This window comes from Rhodococcus sp. G6(2025), assembly GCF_058628105.1.
In genome coordinates, this window is record NZ_CP179751.1 from 462,250 (window position 1) to 486,841 (window position 24,592).

23 protein-coding genes are annotated in these 24,592 nt (G+C 63.2%); 19 read left to right on the top strand and 4 right to left on the bottom strand.

Annotation, left to right across the window (positions count from 1 at the left end; all coding sequences use genetic code 11):
* Positions 1-137 precede the first annotated feature (137 nt).
* Entirely contained in the window at positions 138-764 is a 627-nt protein-coding gene (locus tag ACLIVD_RS39135) for a hypothetical protein (protein ID WP_491933289.1), read from the top strand.
* Between the two features lie 1,338 nt (positions 765-2,102).
* A complete protein-coding gene (locus ACLIVD_RS39140; protein WP_491933290.1) occupies positions 2,103-2,789 on the top strand; it encodes an alpha/beta fold hydrolase in 687 nt (228 codons plus the stop codon).
* On the opposite strand, the gene ACLIVD_RS39145 is transcribed toward ACLIVD_RS39140, so the two are convergent.
* A complete protein-coding gene (locus tag ACLIVD_RS39145; RefSeq protein ID WP_491933291.1) occupies positions 2,773-3,573 on the bottom strand; it encodes a helix-turn-helix transcriptional regulator in 801 nt (266 codons plus the stop codon). The genes ACLIVD_RS39140 and ACLIVD_RS39145 overlap by 17 nt on opposite strands.
* Positions 3,574-4,373: 800 nt before the next feature.
* Between ACLIVD_RS39145 and ACLIVD_RS39150 the strand changes: the two genes are divergently transcribed.
* The 14 genes from ACLIVD_RS39150 (at position 4,374) to ACLIVD_RS39215 (ending at position 18,322) form a co-directional block, all read left to right on the top strand.
* A complete protein-coding gene (locus ACLIVD_RS39150) occupies positions 4,374-5,081 on the top strand; it encodes an SAF domain-containing protein (RefSeq protein WP_491933292.1) in 708 nt (235 codons plus the stop codon).
* Positions 5,082-5,087: 6 nt separating this feature from the next.
* The gene (locus ACLIVD_RS39155) at positions 5,088-5,906 is read left to right on the top strand and encodes a hypothetical protein (protein ID WP_491933293.1); all 819 of its coding nucleotides are present in this window, start codon (positions 5,088-5,090) and stop codon (positions 5,904-5,906) included.
* Positions 5,903-7,549 (top strand): TadA family conjugal transfer-associated ATPase, encoded by a 1,647-nt coding sequence (locus tag ACLIVD_RS39160; RefSeq protein WP_491933294.1) that lies wholly within the window; start codon positions 5,903-5,905, stop codon positions 7,547-7,549. The genes ACLIVD_RS39155 and ACLIVD_RS39160 overlap by 4 nt, the downstream gene beginning before the upstream one ends.
* Positions 7,549-8,424 (top strand): type II secretion system F family protein, encoded by an 876-nt coding sequence (locus tag ACLIVD_RS39165; RefSeq protein ID WP_005560293.1) that lies wholly within the window; start codon positions 7,549-7,551, stop codon positions 8,422-8,424. The genes ACLIVD_RS39160 and ACLIVD_RS39165 overlap by 1 nt, the downstream gene beginning before the upstream one ends.
* Entirely contained in the window at positions 8,421-9,320 is a 900-nt protein-coding gene (locus ACLIVD_RS39170; RefSeq protein WP_159929890.1) for a type II secretion system F family protein, read from the top strand. Before ACLIVD_RS39165 ends, ACLIVD_RS39170 begins: the two co-directional genes overlap by 4 nt.
* Before the next feature lie 126 nt (positions 9,321-9,446).
* Complete coding sequence (locus tag ACLIVD_RS39175) at positions 9,447-9,704, top strand: hypothetical protein (protein WP_005560295.1); 258 nt, start codon at positions 9,447-9,449, stop codon at positions 9,702-9,704.
* A 190-nt stretch (positions 9,705-9,894) separates the two neighbouring features.
* The gene (locus ACLIVD_RS39180) at positions 9,895-10,311 is read left to right on the top strand and encodes a hypothetical protein (RefSeq protein ID WP_159929888.1); all 417 of its coding nucleotides are present in this window, start codon (positions 9,895-9,897) and stop codon (positions 10,309-10,311) included.
* The gene (locus ACLIVD_RS39185) at positions 10,308-10,760 is read left to right on the top strand and encodes a hypothetical protein (protein WP_072948901.1); all 453 of its coding nucleotides are present in this window, start codon (positions 10,308-10,310) and stop codon (positions 10,758-10,760) included. The genes ACLIVD_RS39180 and ACLIVD_RS39185 overlap by 4 nt, the downstream gene beginning before the upstream one ends.
* On the top strand, positions 10,757-11,218 hold the full coding sequence (locus ACLIVD_RS39190) for a TadE/TadG family type IV pilus assembly protein (RefSeq protein ID WP_491933295.1): 462 nt from the start codon (positions 10,757-10,759) through the stop codon (positions 11,216-11,218). Before ACLIVD_RS39185 ends, ACLIVD_RS39190 begins: the two co-directional genes overlap by 4 nt.
* Positions 11,215-14,382 carry a LysM peptidoglycan-binding domain-containing protein gene (locus ACLIVD_RS39195; protein WP_491933297.1) on the top strand — a complete coding sequence of 1,056 codons (3,168 nt, stop codon included), beginning with the start codon at positions 11,215-11,217 and terminating at the stop codon, positions 14,380-14,382. Before ACLIVD_RS39190 ends, ACLIVD_RS39195 begins: the two co-directional genes overlap by 4 nt.
* Positions 14,379-14,939, top strand: coding sequence for a hypothetical protein (locus ACLIVD_RS39200; protein ID WP_064079852.1), 561 nt, complete (start codon positions 14,379-14,381; stop codon positions 14,937-14,939). The genes ACLIVD_RS39195 and ACLIVD_RS39200 overlap by 4 nt, the downstream gene beginning before the upstream one ends.
* Positions 14,940-14,950: 11 nt before the next feature.
* Positions 14,951-15,589 (top strand): hypothetical protein, encoded by a 639-nt coding sequence (locus ACLIVD_RS39205; RefSeq protein WP_491933298.1) that lies wholly within the window; start codon positions 14,951-14,953, stop codon positions 15,587-15,589.
* A gap of 1,389 nt (positions 15,590-16,978) precedes the next feature.
* The gene (locus ACLIVD_RS39210; RefSeq protein ID WP_491933299.1) at positions 16,979-17,236 is read left to right on the top strand and encodes a hypothetical protein; all 258 of its coding nucleotides are present in this window, start codon (positions 16,979-16,981) and stop codon (positions 17,234-17,236) included.
* Positions 17,237-17,455: 219 nt separating this feature from the next.
* Positions 17,456-18,322 (top strand): ribbon-helix-helix domain-containing protein, encoded by an 867-nt coding sequence (locus ACLIVD_RS39215; RefSeq protein WP_491933300.1) that lies wholly within the window; start codon positions 17,456-17,458, stop codon positions 18,320-18,322.
* A gap of 119 nt (positions 18,323-18,441) precedes the next feature.
* On the opposite strand, the gene ACLIVD_RS39220 is transcribed toward ACLIVD_RS39215, so the two are convergent.
* The 3 genes from ACLIVD_RS39220 to ACLIVD_RS39230 form a co-directional block, all read right to left on the bottom strand.
* Entirely contained in the window at positions 18,442-19,257 is an 816-nt protein-coding gene (locus ACLIVD_RS39220; RefSeq protein WP_491933302.1) for a CPBP family intramembrane glutamic endopeptidase, read from the bottom strand.
* 166 nt (positions 19,258-19,423) lie between these two features.
* Entirely contained in the window at positions 19,424-20,014 is a 591-nt protein-coding gene (locus ACLIVD_RS39225) for a hypothetical protein (protein ID WP_491933304.1), read from the bottom strand.
* A gap of 99 nt (positions 20,015-20,113) precedes the next feature.
* Positions 20,114-20,467 (bottom strand): hypothetical protein, encoded by a 354-nt coding sequence (locus ACLIVD_RS39230; RefSeq protein ID WP_491933305.1) that lies wholly within the window; start codon positions 20,465-20,467, stop codon positions 20,114-20,116.
* A 423-nt stretch (positions 20,468-20,890) separates the two neighbouring features.
* On the opposite strand from ACLIVD_RS39230, the gene ACLIVD_RS39235 reads away from it, so the two are divergent.
* The 3 genes from ACLIVD_RS39235 (at position 20,891) to ACLIVD_RS39245 (ending at position 24,557) form a co-directional block, all read left to right on the top strand.
* Complete coding sequence (locus ACLIVD_RS39235; protein WP_491933306.1) at positions 20,891-21,754, top strand: A24 family peptidase; 864 nt, start codon at positions 20,891-20,893, stop codon at positions 21,752-21,754.
* A gap of 474 nt (positions 21,755-22,228) precedes the next feature.
* The gene (locus tag ACLIVD_RS39240; protein ID WP_491933307.1) at positions 22,229-22,696 is read left to right on the top strand and encodes a hypothetical protein; all 468 of its coding nucleotides are present in this window, start codon (positions 22,229-22,231) and stop codon (positions 22,694-22,696) included.
* Positions 22,697-23,729: 1,033 nt separating this feature from the next.
* Positions 23,730-24,557 (top strand): alpha/beta fold hydrolase, encoded by an 828-nt coding sequence (locus ACLIVD_RS39245; protein WP_491933308.1) that lies wholly within the window; start codon positions 23,730-23,732, stop codon positions 24,555-24,557.
* Positions 24,558-24,592 lie beyond the last annotated feature (35 nt).

Below are 24,592 nucleotides of genomic sequence, written 5' to 3' on the forward strand. Positions count from 1 at the left end.
AAGGGTCGACAACGCTCTTGGCCCGGCCGGAGCTCGACGTGCACGGCTCCTCAATGGTTCTTTAGCAATCACCACGACAGCTTCAACCCTGCTCGACCTCAAGTCCCATTCATGGGACACGGAGACGGGAAACGGTCATGCATGAGTCATTTTCTTCCGCGCTGAACGAGATGTCCGTCGCCGATGCGGTGATGCAGCTGGCGTCGGGAACCGTTGAACTCGCGCTGGAGGAGGCGCCTGAATTCGGTCGCTGGTGCTGGATCGCCGACCTGCTCGACTCAGACTGGGGCTTGACCGGTCGGCTCCCGGCTACCGGCGGCGATGTAGTCCACGAACTCGAGCGCGTCGCTGGTATGTGCCGAACATCGGGAGAGAAGACCCTCAATCCCGACGCGTGGCGCGCGGCGTACGAGGCCACTGAGAGTCTGTCCCACAGCTCGGCTGTAACCAGCTCAGAGGCCACCTATCTGGCACTTTCGGCGGCGAACGACATCGCACTCGAATGCATCGACGAAACGCACCCCGAGTTCACAGTCGCGATAGCGCTGGCATTCGAGTCCCTCGCCGCCTGTGCGGCGGACTCCGCGGTAGCGCGATGCTGGATCGCCCGCGCTCTGACCGAATGGACGAACCGAACTCTCCCAGTCGCGGGCGGCCCGCGAACGGGAGAAACCCCACCGATCACGGACACTCGGCAGAACGCGTCGATAGTCTCCGCAGGTTGTGGCGAGAGGGTCTTGTTGAGAGTGAGCGGCAACCTCTGAAAGGGGCACTGGCAACAGCGCTCCTTGAGACTCGCCTGGGTGCGGCATGTGCTGGTCAGTTTGTCTGGGTGGTCGGTGCCGCCGGCTTTGGTGTTGCGGATGTGGTCTACCTCGGTGGCTGGTTGTCCGCATGTGGTGCAGGTGTTGTTGTCGCGTTCGAGGATGGTTCGGCGGAGTTTGCGCCATGCGGCGGTGCTGGTTCGGGGGTCGCCTGAGCCCCGGTTATGTGTCATGCGTTGTCCTTCGGGTTGGGGCATCTCTCAGCCCTCGGGGAGTAACGGCGGTCACGCCGTCAGCGATAGTCAGGCAGGTCGGGAGGACCAGGAGACAGTCATGATCGGCAATGTGTTCGACATACCAGTGTTCGGTGACCCGATCTGGCCTCCGGGTGTTTGGTACGTCAACTTCGCCAACTGGTTTAACCAGTTCTGAGGGGCCATCATGAACACCCTGTGGCTGTGGCCCTGGAACATCGTTGAAATCGGTACCAGACTGCTGTTCAGCCTGACCGGTGGTGATTCGCAATGTTCGGGATAGTCACTGATATGGCCGATTGGTTCAGCCTGCACGTCTTGACGCCGACTCAGCACCTATGGCAGCCATTGTTGCAAGCATGGATGGATTGGCGGTACTGACATGATCGGCAACCTGCCTGACTACAACTGGTTCTATCCAGGTCTCGGTGGAATCAGCGTGTTCATGTTCTGGTTCTTCGACGACGTGTGGAACCCGCTATGACCGGCAACCTTCCCGACTTGTTCATCATGATTTGGCTTGGTCCATTCGCAGAAGCGTGGAACAACTTCGCCCTCTGGTTCAATCAGTTCTAGGAGAAATCATGACCGGCATCGTGTTCGATCTACCTGGGTTCTGGGACGTCGGTGATCACTGGCCAGGCACCGTTCAATGGAACATGTTTGCCCTGTGGTGGAATCAGTTCTGACCCGTCGGCACCACCTCGGTTGAAAGTGATGCCCGCCCACGTGGTGGCGCTGCTAACCGGCTCTGCTCGGAAAGGTGAGTGTCGTGGCCGGTGCATGGTTCCGCCCGGTCCGTCCGGTGTCGGTGACTTTGACGCCCTGTCGGTTGGTCTGTGGTCAGTCCTCGTCAGCGACCTTGTACGGGTTCACGTGCACGTCAGGGACGAACCCCGCAGTCTCGTTCATTCGCCCCGAGCGGCCCGGTGTGATCGACGCATCCGACCGGGGATAGTCACCTCACCCTAGGATCGGCTACGTGCCGACAGTGACAACGCCCGACGCCGACATTTTTTACACCGACAGTGGGGGAGAGGGGCCTGTACTTCTACTCGGGCACGGGTTCTTCATGGACTCATCCATGTTCACGCCCCAGTTGCGCGATCTAGCCCCGGACCTCCGGGTTGTGACCTGGGATGCGCGCCGCCACGGGCAAACCACCGATGCGGGTTCGCCGTTCACATACTGGGACCTCGCGCGCGACGCCCTCGCCGTCCTCGACGACCTCGGCGTCGAGAAGGCAATCATCGGGGGCATGTCCCAGGGCGGCTATACCGCGCTGCGGACGGCACTCCTCGCACCGGAGCGCACGAGGGCTCTGATCTTGCTCGACACGGAAGCCTCAGCCTGTACTCCTGAGCAGAAGTCCGGATATCGCGTCTTGTTCGATCAGTGGTGCAGCACAGAGCCACTCGAACCGCTCACCAGCGCACTTGCCCCTCAACTGATCGGTGGAGAACCTGCGGATTGGACGTCGTGGATCAGCAAATGGAACAGCAGCGATCGCATGGCTGTCCGGCCAGCCGCGGAGTGCCTTATCGAGCGCGACGACGTCGTGGACCGACTCTCCGACATTGACGTTCCGGCGTTGATCATCCGTGGGGAAAATGACTTGTCAGCGCCTGCAGAGAAGGCGGACGAGCTCAAAGCAGGTCTTCCCGGTGCTGCGCCAGTTGTCACGATCCCGGTGGCCGGCCATGCCGCGAATTGGACACACCCCGAGCCGGTCAACGCGGCGATCACTGCGTTCGTCAAGACACTCGGCTAATTCGGGAGGCGGGGAGGCGCACTCCGAGGTACATCTGCAGCGGATACTTGCCCCGCATCTCTGCGTGGACCTGCACGTGCACGCTGTATTGCTCACCAGTCTCGGCGTCGCGGAGGTGCATGAACGGCTGGTGCCGGCCGAACCGGACTTCTTCGCGTGACCACAGTTCGCGGAAGAGAGGGAGCTCGCTCAACTCTTCGAGGGTTTCCACCGCCCAGTCGGGGTTGTAGTAGCGACCCATCAACGCTCGGAACCAGCTGACGGTCAAGGCGGCTTCCGCCTCCCACTCCACCATGACCTTCATTGATGCCGGAGTCGAGAAGAACCAGCGCAACACGTTTCCCTCGTCGACCAGTCCAGGGAACGCCTTGTCGTACGCCGAGTTGCAGTCGATGACATTCCAGCGTTCGTCGAGGTACGCCACCAGGTGCGGGTTCAGCGCCGCGATGGCGGTCTTCATGTCCGGTGTAATCAGTGTCCGATAGTCGGCGATCGTCCAGGGTGTCGTGGTGTCCTCACGCTCGGTCTGTGTTCGGCGTGCCAGATTGAAAAGGTGCCGACGTTCTGCATCATCGAGCCCGAGTGCGTTGGCGGTGGCGTCGAGAACCGGTGGAGAAGGGCTCGCGTCCTTAACGTTTCCTTCCAGCCGCGCGATGTAACTGACACTCAAATAGATTTCTTCGCCCAGTTGGGCCCGAGTCATTCCATCCGGGTGCGTCGGCGTTGCCCGGGTGCGCCGAGCACGAATGAAATCACCGAGGCTGGGTGGGCTGAGAGGGTCCATGCTTACCTTTCGTGATCATCAGCGATGTTCAGCGCGCTAACCCTACTCCGGTCGGATGTCAACCTTTGTAGGTAACACTCTTGAGTGTTACCCCTCTGCTGGACAACGCAGTTCCCGACCTGATGGAATGTTTTCCAGAAGGCTCACAGCTGCGTGGCAGGCAGAGAGTGCGGGTCGACAGTCGCGCCGAGGGGGAGGACCCCGGCGGGTTGCGGAGGGGAAAGCGTTTATGCCACGTGCAGCGCAGAGGGATTCACGTGTGCGACCGACGGGGAGCATGCTCGGCGATCGATTACCCGTGACCGGTGTGCCATCGCTCGGACCGCTATTCGGGGTGAGTCGATGGGCCGTCCAAGCGGATCCTAAAACGGTCCGCAAACATGGTTACAACTATTATTTCGAACCCGACTCCTTCTATACGGCAATAGAAGTGGCCGATCAATGGCGTACCCCGCCAATTTTCCCACTCCGGATAGCGGACACTGGAATATTCGACACACGTAGTCGGGCCGACCTTGGGCAGAGCGGTTTTCATGTGCATACCGTCGAAAACGCCGCGGTAGACACTGCTGCTGCGGCTATCACCGCGGTCGACGCGCCACCAGAGCCTGCGATTAAATGTGGACGATTCACACATCACGCGGCACCGAGCGCACCGGAGCAGTCGCGCCCGATGGCGTCACCAGCCTGTCGGAGCCCGCAGGCGGCGTAGTCACAGCGAACTCGTCCAGGTCGCTCTCTACTGTTCGCCGTACGAAAGTGTCCGATATGTCCACACGTCCACTGTGAAGGACCACCACATGGCATCCCTGCTGACCAAGAAAATAGACAAGCTCCGCTCGTCCGGGGATGATCTGCCCCCGGCGCACAACGGCGCAGATCAGGACGACCCACCCGATCTGAATACCCGCGCGCGCGTCCGTCGACGCCCCATCTACCTGGCGATCGGTGTCGCACTCGTCGTGGTGGCAGTGATCGGCATGCTCACCGCGGTCAACGCCATGCGCGCAACCACCGATGTCCTCGTCCTGACGAACGAGGTGCAGCAAGGCCAGACCATCGAGTCCAAGGACTTGGCCGCCAAATCGGTCAACGTCGATGCCGATCTCGGGGCGCTGCCCGCCAGCGAACGCGGCCGCATCGTAGGAATGAGTGCCAGCACCCGATTGCCGGCCGGCACCGTCCTGCTCCCGTCCGCGATCACCGATCAGGTTGTTCCCGGGGAAGGCCTCACGATGGTCGGCATCACGGTGAGCTACAGCTACCTCCCCTCCGAGCCGATCGTCCCCGGTGACATGGTCCGTGTCGTGGACACACCACGCGACCAGGACGACCCGCCCGTCCAGGGCCCGATCAACACGAAGGCGCAGGTGTACTCCACCAAGGAGATCCCCGAAGCCGGCGAGACAACGCTCAACCTGCTCGTGCCCGAGGCAGAGGCCAACTGGGTCGCCGCCCGCGGCGCAACCAAGCGTGTCGCGATCGTCCTCGACAACCGAGTGCGGTGATCGGCGATGTTTCTCGCACTGACATCCGCCTCACGCTCACCCGGTGTGAGCACCACGGCGCTCGCCCTGGCCCTGAACTCACCGACCGACCGGACTCTGCTCGTAGAAGCGGATGCCATCGGGTCCTCGCCGGTCCTGGCCGGATACATGCTCGGAAACCACTATCACGATCGTTCCTTGATCAATCTCGTCGACGCGAATCGTCACGGGCGCCTCAAGGCTGCTCTGACCGAGCAGCTCATCCAGATCCCGGAATCGTCGGTGTCATTGCTCCCGGGGCTGGTCCACTCCGCCCAGGCAGATGCGATGCGGCCCGTGTGGGGACCGTTGGGTGTCCACCTGGCCGGATTGAGCGTCGACGACACCAACGTGATCGTCGACGCCGGCCGGATCGGGCAACGAGGCGCTCCGATCGAACTGATCGTCAACGCGACAACGATCGCAATCGTCACCCGCACGGAGCGAACGGCAATCGCAGCGTTACGCGCCTCGCAGAACGCCCTGCGACAGCAGCTCTCCGCGGTGCAATCACGGGCAAGTCTGGGGTTGATCCTGATCGGTGAGTCCCCCTACAACGCAGAGGAAATCACGAAAGTCACCGGACTTGACGTGATCGCGGTCCTGCCCGACTCCGATGACGCCAAGGTCTTCTCGGACGGGTTGTCCATCAGCAAATGGCGCCGTCGCCGCTCGATCTACCTGCACACCCTCCACCGCGGTACCTGGCCGAAGATCACCAAATTCGCGGTGAGCCATCAGGCGGACTGGAAGTCCGGTCCTGCGCTCAATGCTGCGCTGCCGACACTGACAGGAGACCGCCGATGAACTCCGACGACGCGACTCAGCCTCCACAGAACAAGATCACGGAACTTCCCTTCTTCTCAGCCCCGATCCCGGACGCCAACCTCGCAGGTGGCGGCCGCAGTTCGGTATCGAAAATCACGCTCCCCGAAACTGATCCGTTTCGATCGCTTCGCCTACACGAACTGCCACCGGCCAGCACCAATGGGCACAGCGGCACTGCGCGACGGTCCGTGCCGCCGGCCGCGAAGGTCAAGGTCGATCGCGCCCTGGTCCGCGCTCTGCAGAAAGAAGCTGCGGAACTGTTGCGTGACTACCGGTCAGCGCGTGACCGCGAGCGCCACGACCCGAAGAACGCCGGCAAATACTTCGCCCCGTTCACCGAGGAGGAAGAACGCGAGTTCGGCCGTGAGACGATCACCGGCCTGGTCAAGAACCACGTCCAGAAGACCATCAACTCCGGCGGCGAAGCCTTCACAATCGTCGAAGAAGAAGCCCTGATCAAGGCCATCTTCGACGCGCAGTTCAACCTGGGCCCGCTGCAAGAACTCGTCGAAGAGCCGCACGTCACCGACATCTTCCTCAACGGCGCGGCCGTCTACGTCAAGTTCCCCGACGGACACTATGAACACCGCGACCCAGTGGTCGACACCCCCGAGGAACTCCTCGAGTGGATGGGACTGCTGGCCTCACGCGCCGACAACGGCGGCCGACCCTTCTCCCGGCTCAATCCGTCACTGCGTCTGACAATGCGCGGAGGCCACCGACTGTCGGTCATGGGCTACTCGGTCAAACGGCCCTCGGTGGCAATCCGCATCCACCGCCTCAAGAACATCGCCCTCGATCAGCTCGCCGTCGAACATCGGATGATGCCGATCGAGCTCGCGACCATCCTCTCGTGCGCGGTCCGCGGCGGTGCCTCGGTGGTCACCGGCGGCGGAATGGGCTTCGGAAAAACGACCTTCACGCGTGCCCTGGCCAATGCGCTTCCTCTGCAGACCCGAATCGGAATCGCGGAAACCGAACGGGAACTCTTCATCGACGAACTCCCAGGCCGCGAGGATTTCGTGGTCGACGCCGAGACAATCCTGGGCGGCGGAGAACGCGGTGCAGACGGCGAGCTCGCCGGCAGCTACACCCTCTCGGACATCCTGTACGAGTTCGTGCGACAGCAGCTCGACTACATGATCGTCGGTGAGGTCGCCGGTCACGAGATCCTCGCTCTTCTCAAGGCACTGCAGACGGCCAGAGGAGGGCTATCCACGACGCACGCTTACACCGCTCGCGGTGTCGTCGACCGTCTGGTGAACCTGGCGACCGAACCCCCGATGAACGCGACGGTGGACTACGTCGAACGCCAGCTCGCAGAGCACATCGACCTGATCGTCCAACTCGGCACGAAGGTCCGCGTCGATGGCGAAGGGTCGCGCACCTCGGTCCGCTACGTCGACGAAGTCGTCTACGTCGAGCCCGGCGACGACAAGAAGCCGTCCTTCTCCACGATCTACCGGGGATACTCGGACGGCACAGGAGAATTCGGATCCATTCCACAACCTCTGCTCCGCAAGCTGCTCGCCGGAGGATTCAAGCGAATCAACCTCCCCAGCGACAGCCTTCGCCACTTCGACGAAGAACGCGACCTCTACGACGATGAAGAGGTGGCGTGATGTATCAGCAAATCGGCATCTTCCTGGTATTGCTGCTGTGCGCCGGGGTCGCCTGCATCGTCATGGGATGGAAAGACCGCCGCGATCCCACCGCGCCCACGCGTCAGCGCCGGCGCCGCAGCTCGTCGAAGATCCCGCGTAGCACCCAGATCCTGCTCGTCGTGGGCTTCGCCGCCGGCATCGTCGTGTCGTCCCTCTCGGGTTGGCTCTTCACCCTCTTTCTGGTCCCGGCGCTGCTGGTCGGCCTGCCGTACCTGCTCGGCCGTCCCGAAGCAGAACAGCAGATCAGTCGGCTGGCGGCCATGGATGAATGGGCCCGCAACCTGTCCAGCAGCATGAAGGCTGGTTCGGGAATCGAGCACACCATCATCTCCACTCCGATCCCGGAGGCACTACGGGAGGAGATCACGGCGTTCATCAGCCGCCTGCGCAACAACGTCCCTCCGGTGGATGCGATCACACGTTTCGCATCGGACCTCAACGACAGCGTCGGCGACAAGATCTGCGGCGCCTTGCTACTGAGCATGCAACTGCGAGGCGTTGGACTTGCAGCCGTGCTCGAAGGCCTCGCCGAAGACGTCGGTGACATGGTCGCGCGCCGACGCCGCACCGAGGCCGACCGCAAATCCAGCCGTACACAGGCGAAATGGGTCACCATCATCGCAATCACAACACTCGCGGCAGCGTTCCTGTTCACCAACTTCATGGAACCGTACAAGTCGGGCGGAATGCAGATCGTGCTACTTATCCTGCTGACCCTGTTCGCGGCCGACCTGTACTGGATGAAGCAGGCCACCAAACCGCCGACCTACCCCCGCTTTATCGGCACCAATGATCGCGTCAACCGCACCGACCTCGTAGGAGCGCAGCGATGAGCATTCAGATGACGGTCATCCTCTACACGAGCGTCGGAACAATCGGCATCTACCTGGTCGCCCTCTACTTCATGCGCGCACAACCCGCACTCAGCGATGCCATGTCGCGCCTGTCCGGACCGGCCCCGGAGCGCACGTCGACAACCGGAACCTCCCTGATCGACGGGATGGCGAACAAACTCGGCATCCGGGTCCACCCCTACCTACAGGACAGCAAATTCTTCACGCTCCCCAACGCCGATCTCGCCCTGCTGCACCGAGATCCCGCCCACGTACTCGGGGAAAAGCTCGTCGCAGCACTGCTCGGACTGCTCATCTTCCCCTTCCTCAACCTCGTCCTGACTGCATTCGGGGTCGGCCTGGGATGGTCCATCCCGGCCATCCTGTCGATTGCGACCGCCTTCCTGCTCTTCCTCATCCCCGACATCGAGATCCGACGCCGGGCAACCGCGGCACGAGCCGAATTCGCGCAGGCACTGAGCTCCTACATCGACCTCGTCGCACTGTGCCGACGCGGTGGAATCGGCACCACCCAGAGCCTCGAGCGCGCTGCGCAGGTGGGAGATTCATGGGTGTTCCTGCGCCTCGACGAGGAACTGTACGAAGCCGGGCGCTCCGGCGAAGCCCCGTGGAATGCCCTGACACGCGTCTCCCATGAGCTCGGCCTGACCGAGCTGGGCGACCTGGCCGACATCATGAACATGACCGGAGACAAAGGCGCATCCGTCTACTCATCACTGCGGGCAAAGGCCGCGGGCCTGCGATCCGCTCAGGCCAGCGCAGAACAGGGTGCGGCAGCGGAGGCCACCGAAAAGCTGGCTATGCCGCTGGCCGGACTCGCCGGCCTGTTCATCATGCTGCTGCTCATCCCGGCACTGACCATCATCACCGGCTAGTCCGATTCGATGGTGCGCCGCCGGCGCCGCGAAAGGAGCGAGACGCCCAGACCGCCGAGCCTGGCCGGTCACGATCATCCAGTCCAGCTCACCTGCTACACATCGACCAAACACAAGGAGCCCACCATGAGCATCACCACCGTCGCTACCGCCACCCGGCGCACCGCCCGCGAGGCCGTGACCTCCTACATCACCCTCACGATGATGTTCGTCGCCGCACTGGCCGGCACCCTCCTCCACCGCGCCGGCGGCAAAGACTCAGACCGCGGACCCTCCACCCTCGAGTACGTCTTCCTGGCCGTCTTGGTTGTCGGCGCCGCCGCCGCAGCCGGTGCGATCGTCGTCCGCAAAATCATGTCCCGCGCAAACGCGATCCCCGACTGAAATCAGACAGCGCTGCATCGATTGGAGAGACGGTGAGTACGTGACACACCTCGTGAGGGTCTTCCAGGCCGCCGCGATGGTGGCGGTCGCCGCGGAACTTGTGCAGCTCGGAATCGATTCCTGGCCGTGGCCGTATATCCCCATTCCGTCCTGAAAAGCCAGCCGTCCAACAACTATCGGAAGGCAGACCATGGTCACACTGGAACAGTTGATCGACCGATGGCGCCGCGATGACCGAGGCCCGGCGACGCTCGTAACGGTCATCGCGATGGTCGCATTCCTTCTGATCTTTTCGGTCCTGCTGCAAACCGCTCTGTTCTTCCACGGCCGCGACGTCGCCAACAGCTGCGCCGAAAAGGCACTGAAGAACACAAGATCCCAGTACGGCAACCAAGCGCTCGGAACAGCTGCCGCTTATGCCTGCATCACCCAGGCAGGTAGGGGTGACCTGCAGATCCCGGTTGTCCTCGTCAGCAAGAACATCCGCGAAACAACCGTCAACATCACCGGAAAGGCCCCTTCCCTCGTCCCGGGTCTCGAATTCCCCATCGTCGTCAACCACACCAAACCGACTGAACGCGTCACCAACCCGGGAGGAATCGGATGAGACTCACCCGATGGATATCCCGCGCCCGCCGAGATGACCGGGGCGACGTCACGATCGAGCTGTGCCTCGCCGTCGTCATCCTGATCTTGCTCCTGGGCTGGATGTATGCGTACGGCGTCAACCGACAGGCGCACCAGAAGGTTGAACACGCCGCCACCGAGGGTGCCCGTGCAGCCTCACTCGCCCGCACCATCGCCACGGCCACTCCGCTGGCGTACCAAGCAGCGGCCGGCAGCATGGACGGACAAGGTCTCAAGTGCGCCACCATGAACGTCAACGCCGATACCAGCGGATTCCGCACCAGACCTGGTGTCCCCGCCACGGTCGAGGTCACCGTGACCTGCCAGGTCTCCTTCGACGCTCTTGGATGGCCCGGAGTCAATGGTGCCCGCACCGTCACCGCTACCGCAATCTCGCCGATCGATACCTACCGGGAGCGCACACGATGACCAACGCCCTGCGTAAGCGACTCGCCTCCCGCCTGCCCGAGGAGCCCCGCGACAAGGGTGCCGTCACCCTGATGACGGTGGTCTTCGCCCCTGTCCTGATCTTTTTCGTCTGGGGACTGATCGTCGACGGTGGCGGCATGCTCACCGCCGACCAGCGAGCCGACAACGTCGCCGAGGATGCTGCCCGCGCAGCCGGTCAGCAGATCATCGGATCGGTGAGCGCCCGCGGCATCGACACGGTCGTCGACCCGGTCCGCGCGACGGCAGCCGCCAAGAGATACCTGTTCGAGGCCGGCGTCGACGGCGACGTGATCCCCACCGGCCCGCGCACCCTCCTGATCACGACCCGCATCGTCTACAACTCGAAACTTCTGCCATACCCCAGAACGAAACTGCTCGTCGGTACGGCCGCTGTGAATCTCAACCGCACCAACGCCGGGGAGGTGTACATACCGTGAGCGCAAACGCCACGCGGTCCCGCCTTGCCGGACTCGGCTACCTCCTGATCCTGGTGATGCTTGTCGCCGGGATCCCGGCCGCGCTCTGGGCACTGCGCGGCAATCCGCTCGACATACCGTGGTCGGATTCCGAAGTTTTGCTCGCGAGTCCAGATGACGGCAGTCTTCTCATCGCCCTTCTTCCCCTTGTTGGCTGGGCGGCCTGGGCCACCTTCACCGTCCCGATTCTGCTCGAACTCGCGGCGACACTGCGTGGCGTCAAAGCGCCGAAGCTGCGCCTTCTTCGCTCACAACAGCGGACGGCGACGTTCCTCGTCAGCGGCGCCCTCTTGCTCCTGACCGCCGGAACCGCCACCGCCGCACCCGTCCTGACCCAGCCTGCGGACGTGGGAAGCACCTCTCCGTACGCGCCGCACTCACAGCAGGAAGATCCGAGCGCGTCACCGCAGACCCAGGTGGATCCGCGGGCGACCCGGGTGGCGGTACAACCGGCGGGGCCGACAGTGACGACCGTGCGCGGAGACACCCTGTGGGGATTAGCCCAGCAGCATCTCGGAGAGGGCCGCCGCTACGCCGAGATCCTGGACCTCAACCGGACTGCTGTCCCCGAGCCAGGGTTTCTGGCCGAAGGGTTGACCCTGCAGCTGCCCGCATCCCAGCCCGAGGTGGTACGCGGCGCCTATACGGTCAAGCAGGGCGACACCCTGTGGGATATCGCCGAGCGCGAGCTCGGCGATCCATTGCGTTTCATGGAGATCACGACTCCCGACGGCACCCCGGCTGGCGAGCTGATCACGGTCGGCCAGCAATTGATCATGCCCACCGCCGCCTCCGCGGCGGCTGACGCTACGCCGGCGCCGGCCTTGGTGCCGCCGGCTGATGCTGTTCCGGCTCCCGCTCCGGCTCCGGATGCTGTTCCGGCTCCCGCTCCGGCTCCCGCTCCGGCTCCGGATGCTGTTCCGGCTCCCGCTCCGGCGCCCGCGCCTGTGGATGTCGCCCCCAACTGGCAACTCGATCCCGTCGAGCCTCAAATGCCTGCCGACCTCGTCATCAATGACGCGCCGGCAGAGACCGATACCGAGGACGGCTCATCCGACGTCGTGTTCATCGGTCTCGGAATCTCAGCGGTTGCTGCAGCTGGACTCACCGGGCATCTCGCTCTTCGTCGCCGCAAGCAACAACATCGCCGCCGCCGCGGCGAGCGCATCGCCCTTCCCGCCGAAACCGCGATCCAGGCGGAGCAAGCACTCACGGCCGCCGCTGATCCGCTCACCACCACCCACGTCGACATCGCATTGCGGCACCTCGCGCACCACTGCAGGTCCACGGGAATCGCTCTGCCGGGCCTGCTGGCGGTCTTCGTCGGTGACAACGACATCGAGCTCGGACTCGTCGAACAGGTCTCACTCCCGGCGCCTTGGACACAGATCGACGACACCACCTGGTCAGTAGATCCGAGAGCGTTTCCGCGCAGCGTTCCCGAGGCTGAGATCAGTCCGTACCCGGCGCTGACGGCAGTCGGAACCAGCGACGACGGTCGCGACCTCTTGCTCAACCTCGAACAGATCGGCCACCTCGCCATCAGCGGCACCCCGACTGCAACAGCCGGGGTGCTGCGTGCGCTCGCCGTCGAGCTCGCAGTCTCGCCCATCGCCGACAGCCTCCACCTCAACCTCGTCGGATACTGCGCCGACCTGCCGGAGGCAATCGACAACGGTCGCATCACCCACTCCGAGGACGCCGACACGGTACTGACGACACTCGCCAATCACGTCGAACTCGACTCCGAAATCCTCGCGGACAACGACTTCGAGTCAATCGCGCAGGCACGCACGACGTACACCACCAGCGAGCTGACCGCACCCGAGATCGTTCTGATCGCCGATCCGGTGACCGAGGCACAGGCCGGGCTACTCGCCGGCATCGCACGGCACGCACCCCGAGTCGCGTTCGCCGCAGTGACCACCGAGAGCGCACATACCAACGCCAAATGGACCCTCGAGGTCGACGACAACGGCTCGGCCGTCCTTGCTCGTCCAGGAATCGCGTCGGCCGGCATCACAGTGACCACCCTCGATGAGGAGAGCTACGCGTCTGTCCTAGACCTACTGACCACCACCTCACGCGAACCTCGCGTTGCCCACAAGGGCGATAACCCTGACATTCGATGGGAAGCAGCCCGTCTCGACAACGACATCTCGACCGACGAGTTCATAACCAGCTCCGATCCCGCAACCTTCAGCGTGGTCGGGAACGAGGACCTCGACCATGCCGTCGACCGACCAGAGCCGTCCGATTCGGATGAGGTCACCGCAGAAGGCGAGCTGCCGGAGGCGGATCACATCTGGATCAGGCTGCTCGGCGAACCCGCCGTCACACCCCCGTCACCAGGGCCGGCCGAAGGCCGAGAGAAGAGCCTGACCGAAATCGCCGCGCTTCTCATCACCACTGATGGCGGAGTCCTCGCCGCGGACATCGACAGCAAAATCTGGCCCCATGACGTCGAAGCCGCCAGAACCGGCACAGCCGAGCAGGAGAAAGAAGCGAAGGCCCGGCTCCGCCGGCGCCGCAACGAAGCGCTCTCTCGCCTGCGTAAGTGGCTCGGTGACACCGAGACCGGTGAACCCGCCCTCATCAAGTCCGGAGATCGAACCGGCCGGACCCCGCAACGGCTCCACGACGCCGTCACGACCGACTGGGACTATTGGCAGGAACTCGTCAATTCCCATCCCGCTGACGTCGACACCGCCCGGTTATCCGCCGCACTAGCTCTGGTCACCGGTCAACCTTTCAGTAGCGATGACCCCACCGCCTACGGGTGGGCCGACCAAACCAAGCAAGACATGATCTCCGCCGTTACCGACGTCGCCGAGGAGCTCGCCACCCGCTACATCCGCGGCCGACAAGTTCCCCAGGACCTCGCGGCTGCACACGTCGCCGCGGAGACGGGCCTCGAGGTCGACATCGTCCACGAAGGGTGCTGGCGTGCGGCGATCATCGCCACCCACTTCTCGGGTGACACCGAGACCACCCAAAGGTTGATCGATCGCATGATCACCGAGCTCGACGCCCTTGAAGAAGAGCCCGAACACGAAACCAAGATGCTCTTGAGTCAGCTCGACTCCACCTACGGGAGCCCCTACCGGATCGGAGCAGCATCATGACGCGCCGCATCGCCGCACTGGCGACACTCACTGCTGCGATGTGCCTGACAGCCAGCTGCAGCATCCTGACCCCAGAACCGGGCACCCTCGAAACCAACGCCGGACCCACGTTCACCGGGCCGCCCGGCTCCGGAAAGTCCCCCGAGCAACAGGCAGGTGAAGCCGCACTGGTGAAGGTCAACGAGTACTACACGGTGCTCGCGCGTCTGAGTGCCGATCCCGCCGCCAACCCCGCAGATCTCGACAATGTCGCGGCCGGCAACTTCCTTCAATCGACGAAGCGGGACATCACCGCGCATCGCATCGAGGCGGACGCAGGCGAGGTCAAGGTTCTCAAGAACACCATCACCCGCCACAACATCCCGATCGACGAAAACGGCATCCCTACGCCCGGCACCGCGACCATCGAGATGGACGTCTGCCTCGCCCGCGCTACCGACGTTCTCGAGCTCGGGAAGCCGATCCTGACGAACACCGCTTGGCCCGACCCAGCAGGATGGAGAGTCACAGCCGACTACACACTGCCCGGTACGCCCTGCAATGCCGGACTCTTCTAGGAGATACGACTATGGCACACACCACCATCCGCCGAACCTCCGTCGCTGCCTTGGCTGCGACGACCCTATTGGTCGGCGTGACCGCCTGCTCCGACACGGACGCGGCGGATCCGGCGGTAGAGCTCACTGTCACCGGTGACCCGGCGTTCGAGGGTCCCGACGGGGCGGACACGTCGAACAAGACTCCTGACGAGTTGGCACGGGAACAGGCGCTTGCGAAGGTCGATGACTTTTACGCTGTCGTGGGCAAGCTTGATGGCGATGCCGCTGCGCCGATTGAGCAGCTCGACACCGTTGCCGGTGGTCCCGTGCTGGATAGCTGGCGGGGAGATATCACCCTGCGTCGATCGCAGAACGTGGTCGGAGCGGGCGACGTCAAAGTTGTCGATGCGAAGATCACCGACGCCGGCATACCTGTAGGCGACGACGGCAAGGCTATCTCCGGGCCCGCCTGGGTCCACGTGCGCGCCTGCACCGACATCTCCGGTATGACCTGGACGAAGTCAGACGGTAGTCCCGCCTACGACGTCAACCGGCCGCAGTTTGTGCTCGCCCAGTTGACCGTCCGGAATGCGGATTGGCCCGATGCAAACGGCTGGCGAGTCACCAGCGATGCAGCTGCCCGTTACGCGCCGTGTGATGCACCATAACCAAGGAGAACACATGCCAAATCGTCGTCGTTTTCATGCGGCCGTGATCGGCGCGCTCGTTCTGGGGAGCCTGGTTGCGTCGCCACACTCAGCGCTTGGACAACCCGGCTTCGGTTCTGGAGGAATAGACGTCGCTCCAGGTTCCGGAAATCTGGGTGCGAACATTGTCGTTCAAGGCAGCTACGTCCAGGTACCTTCGGCGTCGCCTGGCTCCGGCGGCTCCTCAGGGGCGAGTGCAGCGGGGACGGGCGGCGGTGGGTCTGGATACAGCGGTGGTGGTGACGTCGTGGCCGCTCCTACGGAACCTCCGGTTCGGGAGCAGTTGAAGGCGTGCGGCCGATTCACGGACTGCGTTCCGCTGAGTCCGAATGTGGGTATGCCGGCCACTCCGGTGAGCATGGCGCAGGTCATGAATGTGGTGGGAACAGCCGTGACCGGGATGCAGCTTGAGGAGCCGCCGATGTGCTGGACCCCTGAACCTGCCAACTTCCCTGGTGGGAGAACCGGTTTGGTCGGAAAGAACGCGTGGGCGTGGGTTTGCCCGGATCAGATCCGGGAGAGCACCGTCGGCCCCGTGACACGTGTCGTCCCTGGTCCGGGAGGCGTCGTGGTGACCGCCACAGCTGTCAACTCGAGTGTCACGATCAACTGGGGGGACGGGTCCCTCCCGACAATCTGCCCGGGCGCGCTTCTGCCGTTCACCCCGTACAACGACCTGATCGACGCCAGTCCGCTGACCCCACCGAGTGGATTGCCATCCCCGACATGCGGTCACCACATCGAGAAGACATCGATTACGCAGCCCGGCGGCGTGAACAACGTATCGGCGTCGTCGGCGTGGATTGTGAACTGGACAGCAGTATGGCCAGGTGGCGGAGCAGGTGGAGTCGTGCCTGTTCCGTTGACCTCCAACTACCAACAGCGAATCGGTGAGCTGCAGGTGCTGGTTACGCCCAATTGATTCGACGTGGACTCCATTCGATGTTGGTGCGGCGTCGGTCCGGTCAGAAACTCAGTGGCGCTGGACGCGCAGGACTGAGTCCCCGGATCGATGCCCTCGCGCCGCTGCGGTGTCGACGTCGCGACCTGTGCAATGAGTCCGCGAAGTAGCTCAGATCAGGAAGTGGTGCTGCTGCTGGAGTTTGGTTGCCAGATCGAGTGAGGGCGTGATGGAGAAGCCCACTGCTACGTTCTGGCTCGCTTACGAGGAGGCGAGTTGTCGTCTCCTGCGGAAATTAACAGAACGGAGAACAAGCATGACCGTAGAGCAGGCGGTTACGACCACTTCCGCAACCAAGCCGGTGAGCACCCTTGCGCAGAAGGTCACGGCAGGCGCGGCCGTCGCGATCGCCTTGTTGATCGTGTTTTGGCGGCTTTCTCATTGGGGCCATGGTCTTCGCCGCGGCGGAGGGCGTTGATCGAACGATCTCGAACCTGACCGATGTAGACGATCCACGAGTTGTACGACAGGCGATCTGCCTGCCGTACTCAGATTTTGTTCTTCGGCAACATCAGGCAGGCCTGCCTACATCGCAGATCCAAGGTGTGCTGGATTATGCCGGACACGACGGAGAGGGCAGCGCAATCGACAACTCGGATGTCTGCGGCAGCCCGCAATCCATTCTCGACGCGGCGGGGATCAAGTAGGTAGTCATACGGCAGGCTGCCCCGCGGCACTTCCACAGGGCTTCAACTTGGGGAGTACGTAACCACCCGCGCTGGTGAGTGCCGAAGACGCCCGCCACCAGTCTTTATGGTGGCGGGCGTGCGTCGAGCGATCGATGAACCGCTAGAGTTATTGGTGTTCTGGTGACCATCCCCCCAATTTTGTTCCCAGAACACCCCCTTGTGCCCCGGCGTCCCCCGATGCCGGGGCACATTCATTGCAGTGAGGACGGATCGAGGGTGACGGAGACGAGGCCAGGGCGGATCCCGGTGGGCGATCCCATTGCACTGCGCTTCGATCCAGAGACCAAGCGCAAGCTCGAGGACATGGCCGAGGGGATCGGCCCACGTCGATTCGAGGCGTTGATTCGTGTTGCCTGCCGACGACTGGTCACCCAGCCCAAAGCTGTCGGCACTGGCCTCGCCGAACAGCGACGGCTTTCGGAAGCGCTGCGGGCAATCCTGCTGGTCATGCTCAAGATTAAGCTGGAGCCGGACACAGCCCAGGAGTTCGCGGCGCTGGCCGCCGCGTATGACACCACGGTCAGCGCGTTGATGAGGATCGCGCTGCACCGATTCCTGGAAGCGCCTGGCCGCTATAAGCATCCGATGCTCCGCGAGGCCGAGCGGACAGGTTTGTCCGACTGGGTCGACGTGATGGTCAACCCGTCCAGCAAGCAGCAGATCTGGCGACTCGCCGGCCGATACGGGGACAAGCTCAACACGTCCTTGCTCCGGGTCGCACTACGACGCCTGCTCGAGGAGCCCGGTGACCTCGCCGGAGACCTGGAAACCATCGCGCCGCTGCGCGATCTCAGGCCCGAAATCTACGCCAGGGCGAATGTGCACTTCGACGAGCCTCTGCGCGACAAGCTCGACGGGTTGGCTGCACGGGTCGGGTCCGATCGCGCTGAGCTGATGCGCCTTGCCGCGAGACGGGTGCTCGAGGAACCCGGAAAGATCGAACAAGCAGTGAACAACGAGGTCTTCCGTAGCGAGAAGAACCGGAAGCACCTCATGGCCAGGCACGCTCGCCGCCAGGCGCGACGCCACACGCAGCCCGACTGATCACCGCGGACAACCTTCTGTTTCCGACGCTAAGTCACCTGCGGTGCTCCCATGATTGGAAACCCTCGCAAGAATGCTGCGTTCGGTGGCCGGCTTTCGTGCCCACACGAGGGTGGTGGTCACCAGTCTGCGAAGAGGTTGTAGAGCGCATGGCTCGCGATTGAGGGGAGCAGCGACTTTGTCCAGATGGCGAGGACTCCCCAGAGAAGGCCGGCGACCACCATGAGTGCTGCGTTCAAGGCGGAGAAGGTGTCGTGTCCGATGCCGAATTCATAGCCAAGGAAAATCCAAAGAACGGCGATCAGGATGCGAGCTGCCCATTTGGGCCAGCGGCTGCGAATGTATCTGCGGGCAAAGACGACCGCAGCGACAAGTGGTCCTCGGAACATGAGTTCTTCAAAGACGACCCCGGACATCAGCGTCAGACCAGGGATGTGGCCGGCCCAGCCCGACGTTGACCAGGTGGACCTATCAGCGTCCGCGGCACGTTGCGCAGGTGATTGGTCCGTTCTTGCTGTCGCGACCACGAGGTCGAGAATCGGGCCTCTCAGCAGTGCCGTCACTGCCAGGGTGACGATTGTGACAGCAAGGAGCATCACGATAGTCCGAGGCTGTGGAAGTGTGCAGCCGATGCTGCGTGCTGCCCAGCGGGCCGGGGCGACCGTGGCACGGGCGCCATGGGAGGAACCCAACAGAGCAAGCATGCAGAGCAGGAACACGCCCCAGATGATGGCAAGAACAAGAAGGCCGAGTCCGACCGCGTTCCCTTCTTGAGCGGATATGGTCGGTACGCCCGCAAAAAAGATGAGGAATACCCACAGCAAGACTGCCAAGCACAATCTCGGGAAGCCGGTCTTGAGCGTGGCGGGCCGTCGTGGATTTGTACTTGCTACGAGCAGGTCACCCGTTGATGTTCGGGGCTTGTCGTTGGACAACGAGAGCTACCTTTCCAGTGACTGCGTTTGTGCGGTGATACGTCTGCTGCGAGTTGGACCGCAGGCATGCGATCACCGGCTGATGAGTGCAGCGTGGGGCGTGGATGAGCTGCCCAGCTCGACAGTTCTGCCCCGCGGCGCATCCGGACAGCAGGGATCGTCTCGCTCAGAAATTCAGGTGGCGTGCGAGACGGCTGATCGGATGGGTTTCGACATTCGCGGGTCGACCGGGCCCGATGATGCGCACGCCACCGCTCACTCGGACGTGGGCCTCGCCATCGATGCGGACCGTGGTGGTGTCGGTGGCGGCGATCAGAGCTTGACCGTTGGCTTGGACGTGGCAATGACTGTGCGCGAAAACGATGGCGCTGTCTTCTGCGCGGATCCTGGCGTTGTCGGTGCCGACGATATGGCTCTTACCGCGGGCATCGACGGTGCTGTCGTCGAACGCTTCGATGTGAGCATGTTCGTAGGCAGTGACCCTGGCGTGGTTGGACGCTTGGACGAAGCACCGGCCGGCGGCTGCGATGGAGCCGCCGGCGATTCCCGCGCAGGTTTGTCCGATAATTTTGACCTCGACTTCGCTGGGGACGTGACCAAGGTCCAGCCAGTTCTCCGGGTCGGCGTCGATGACGACGCTTTTCGCTCCAGCGGCGAGGCGCTTGGTGTATTCCGCATAGCTGCGGACCGGCGATGCGGAGCGGCCACGACGCGGCCGACGTGAGTTGCGCGTGGATTTCTTCACTGGTGCCCCCATGAGTCAATACTGCCTTCGTCTGGTGTCGTTCGTGCGAGCGCCGATGTCGGCGCGTCGCCCGTGGGCTACACGAGGTTCGGTGTGCCGCGGTGTTCTGTGTCAGTCGCCGATCTTGACGGCATTCCCGGTCGGGTCGACGCATTGCAGATAGGAGTCGGCGTGTGATCGGTCCGGAAGGTAGGGCCAGCTGCAGTTCCAACCGTCGATGACAGCGAATCGCCCTTGTCCTTGTGCGGTGACCGTGTGGTCGTTGAGGTAGCGATCACTGATGCTCAGTGCTGCTGGGCAGCTCGGAGTTCCGGCGATGATGATCACAGGTGCAGTCGCACCGTTCAGGTTGTTCGTGACGATTCCGCACTGAGCGCTCGTGGGCGGCAATGCGGCGGCAGCGGTGGCCTGCGTAGCAGTCGTCGCCAGCTGTGTCTCGGATATCCGGGTCTGAGCGTCGGTCACGCCGGGCTGACCTTGATCAACGGTGGGGTTCGTCGACCACTCGACGTGTGTGGCAGCACCAGCTGGTTCGGCTGACGGGGACAAGGTCTCGGCTTCTGTGCTGCTGCACCCGGTGAGGATGGCGGCCGTGATGAGGGACAGTGCAGCAATTTCCGTGGTGGTTCGTCGATTCACGAGTACTCGCTTCTATTCCAGTCCGACAGGGAGGACGCAATGTCGAGCCCAGTGATATGTGATGACCTGGACAAAACGACGCCCGGCGCGACCACCGCCGCACCAGCGGGTCCAAGCTGCGGTTTCTCGAAGGGCCCTTCCAGTGGGCGGGCTCCCGCATCGGTTCGGTGGTGCTGAGACTGTCCAGGTGGACGGCTAGTGTCGATCTATCCCTTATGTCTGTCGCACAGTTGCGGAGGAGTGCCCAAGATGACCGAACCGACGTCCGAGCTGGCGGGCAGTGGTCCCAGCGAGGAGCCACAATCGCCGGCCGTCGGTGCTGAAGATGCGGCAGGGCAACGCAGTGATCATCTGTCGGCGACGGTGTACGCGCCTGCTGGGATTGTCGTCGTCGCGAGTGTGGTGGTGTGGTTCGCGGTTCGGTGGCTTGATGTCGAATACGGCACAACAGGGCTGTGGTGGGCTGCAAGCGCCTGCGCTGCAGGTGGTGCGGCGTTGAGTGCGGCAATAGCGCCGATGATGGCCCGGTTGTGTAAGGCGGTCGATATTCCATCAGAGGCAACCGGCCGGCGGATCGTTCCTGCGGCTACGACCGCGGGATTGTGGTTTGGCGCCGCGCTGCTCACCGGCGGCGACGCGATCTTGACGGCCTGGCTTGCACTCAGCCTGCTGTGCGTGTGGGCAGCGTGGATCGATCACCTCACCCTGCGGTTTCCGTTGACGTTGATCCGGTTGACCACTGCAGTGGGCCTGATGTTGGGGGCATTCGCTGTGGCGGTGGATCAAGATCCTGCGGCAGGTGGGCGCGCTCTTCTCGCCGGCATGCTGGTGTTCGCGTTCAACCTTGCCTTCGCGATCGTCACCCGCGGCTACCCCGGGCTCGCCGACGTGCGTTTGAGTTTCATTCTGGGTGCTGCCCTGGGATGGGTCGGATGGATGAATGTGCTCTCAGGGATGTTGCTACCGAACGTCCTCGCGCTCGTGGTGATGCTGTGGGTGAAACTTATCGGACGACGGAAGGATTTGGGGGAGTTCGGTTTCGCCCCCTTCCTCGTCTTCGGAACTGCGCTGGCGATCGCGGTCCCCCCGATGTGGTGGATCGTCTGGATCTAAACGCCGCAAGGAGTCCTAGGTTTTGCCTGGTGGTGGTGGCCAAGTTCAACCGCGCCGAGGTGCGATGCGGATGAACGTCCCGGGGGTGTTCCCAAACACAAGGGAAGGAAAGGGGAGGGGAGTGAGTGATATACGGGTAAGGTCGATTTTCTATCGTGACGAGGTTCTTCGACTTGTTGCTGTGGGAAGTGTCTCGTTAGCGTGTGCTGTCGGTGTGCCGTTGTGGGCGCTCATGGCTGTCGACGTTCAGGGTGGGGCAACCGGGTGGTGGGTAGGGGTCGGTTGTTGGGTCGGCTATCTTGGGATGACGCTCCCAATCTTCCTAGCTTATTCCCCAAATAACATCGACTGCATCAGGTTCCTCGTTGGGCATTACGCGACTGTCGTGAGCTTGGGCGTCATCGCGACTTTGCGTCTATCGCACGGGGAGTCGATCGCGCCCTCATCGACGGGATGTGGGCGGCGGTTGCTGGAGTGACCGTCTTCCTTTTTTCGGTCGCCTATGTATTAGCTGTGAGGGAGCTTGATGCGGCTCGGCGTCGTGGACATAGGGCGACGCGGTTGACCGATCCGACACTGCCTGCGCAGCTGATCGGCATTCGCGAGTTGGTGCTCGAACTTGCTGCTGCTACAGAGGGTTCGGACTCGCAACGAGATTGCGGCGAGCGACTGCGGGAGGCCGTCAAAGGGTTGCGTCTAGTTTTCGGGGATGTCTATCCGTTGACGATTAACTTGGTGGCGTGGTTCCTTCTGAGGGGAAAACCAGCCCCCGTTCCAGCGGAGAAGGCGGACGAGTTGCTTGCGACCATCGATCAGAGGTTGCTGATTCTCGCTTCGGTTCCGTACGAGGAGGGAACAAGTTTGGGCGCGTGGATGGATGAGTACGAAACGGCGGCGAGCAGGTTTCGGAAAGTGTATCGGCGACCCCCGATCCGAAATTGAGTGTCTGAGCGGGGTGGTGATGCCGTGATCGGCGCGCGATCGAACGTGTTCTTCGACTGAGGTGTCGAGGGCCGGGTGACTGGTTTCGAGATTGGGAGGTGTCTTCGGCATGGACGACGCGGACCAATCCCCCCCGATGCCGTCGATCGTTCAGACAGAACTGCCGTGTGAGTTCTGCGCGGAGCATCCTCAGTACTTCCCCGGTGACCCCGTCGGCTTCGTGCGTGCGGCCCGCTGGGCGGTGGTCGTCAAGGATTGCTGCCACTTCGACGCTCGCGTGGACTACCTCCTGTGTGACGAGCACTGGGCAATGATCCGACACCAACAGCTGCCCGGGCAGTGCCCTCGGTGCGGGGCGATCGCCTACTCAGTCAAGGACATCGTGTGTACCGAGATCCCTCTGGGAAGGACGGTCGATGGGGCGTGGCCGGTGATCCGTCGATAGGCGCGGAGCCGCCGTGTCGTTGACCGGCAGACTGGCCTTCAAAATAGGACGGCTGCCGCCCCAACGGTGTTCCGGACGCGGACATCATGCTGAGCGATGTCGGCCTGTGTGGATGGAGACCCATCGGTTCTGTCCAAAGACATGTCACACAACCCCAGTTGTGTGGATCTTCCTCCAGATGATTGGGAGTGGTGGCACTTCCTACGACGGAGGTGCATCTGTTGTGGCGGAGTTGCCGATCGCTCGCGGTCCAGGTGGGGCAGTCAAGGTCCGGACCTATGGTCCTCGCAATTGCTGTCGTGAGGACTAGGGAGTGGTACCGATGAATGTTGAGGTTCGCCGTATCCACCCGACGGATGCGAAGAGAATCCGCCGCCACCTTCGTGCAGAGTCGCTGACCGGGCGTCACCGCGCGGACCAGTATGGATGCGGATGGTTGGCTCGAGGTCTGGATGGCCAGCGATGAGGGCCCCCGGGGATCGCACACGCCTCGTCCTCACCGCCGACGGCACCTCTCTGGCGGTGCGTGAGATCGGATCCCGGATGGCGCCGGTTACTGTGATTTTCGCGCACGGATTCTGTCTCCACATGGACGCCTGGGCACCGCAACGGGCCTACCTGGCTAAGGTCTGGCGCAAGCGCGCCCGGTTGGTCTTTTTCGATCACCGCGGCCATGGTGGATCCGGCGCGGCTGACACCGACAGTTACACGATCAGCCAGCTTGGACGGGACCTGGATGCGGTGATTCGCACGGTGGCGCCAAAGGGTCCGATTGTCCTCGTCGGGCACTCGATGGGCGGGATGGCCGTGATGTCCTACGTCGCCCATCACCAAGAGGCCGCGGCCGCGCAAGTCGTGGGAGTCGGGTTGATCTCGACCGCCGTCGACAATGTCGCCGGCGCCGGCATCGGGCGCGTTCTGAATACGCCGGCGGTGACGTTGTTGCGGTCGGCATCAGCTCACGCCCCAGGGCTCGTCGGGCGCAGCTGGAATCTCTCACGTCGCATCTTGTCGCCGGTGGTCGGCGCAACTTGCCCGCTTGCTCCGAGTGCAAGTGTCCGTGCCGCCGCCACGTCTTACGGGATGGTCCACGCGACGCCGATCGCCACCGTGGCCGCCTTCCTGCGTGACCTGCGGATCTACGACGCTTCCCCGGCGCTCGACGTGCTCGCGAAGGTGCCGGCGTCGATCATCTGTGGAACCCGGGACAGGGTGACCCCGATCGGGCACTCACAGCGACTCGCGGCGGCTCTTCCCCTCGCCGAACTGATCTCGGTGAGCGGAGCGCGGCACATGGTCGGCCTTGAGCGCCCTGACGTGGTGAGCGAGAGTCTCGATCGACTGCTCGGCCGCGCGGTAGGGCGCCGCGAACAGGACACCACCCGCAGGTCCAAATCCGACCTCGTCGGGGCGTGAGATCTGCGCGTGCCTGAGACCTGACGAGACAACCA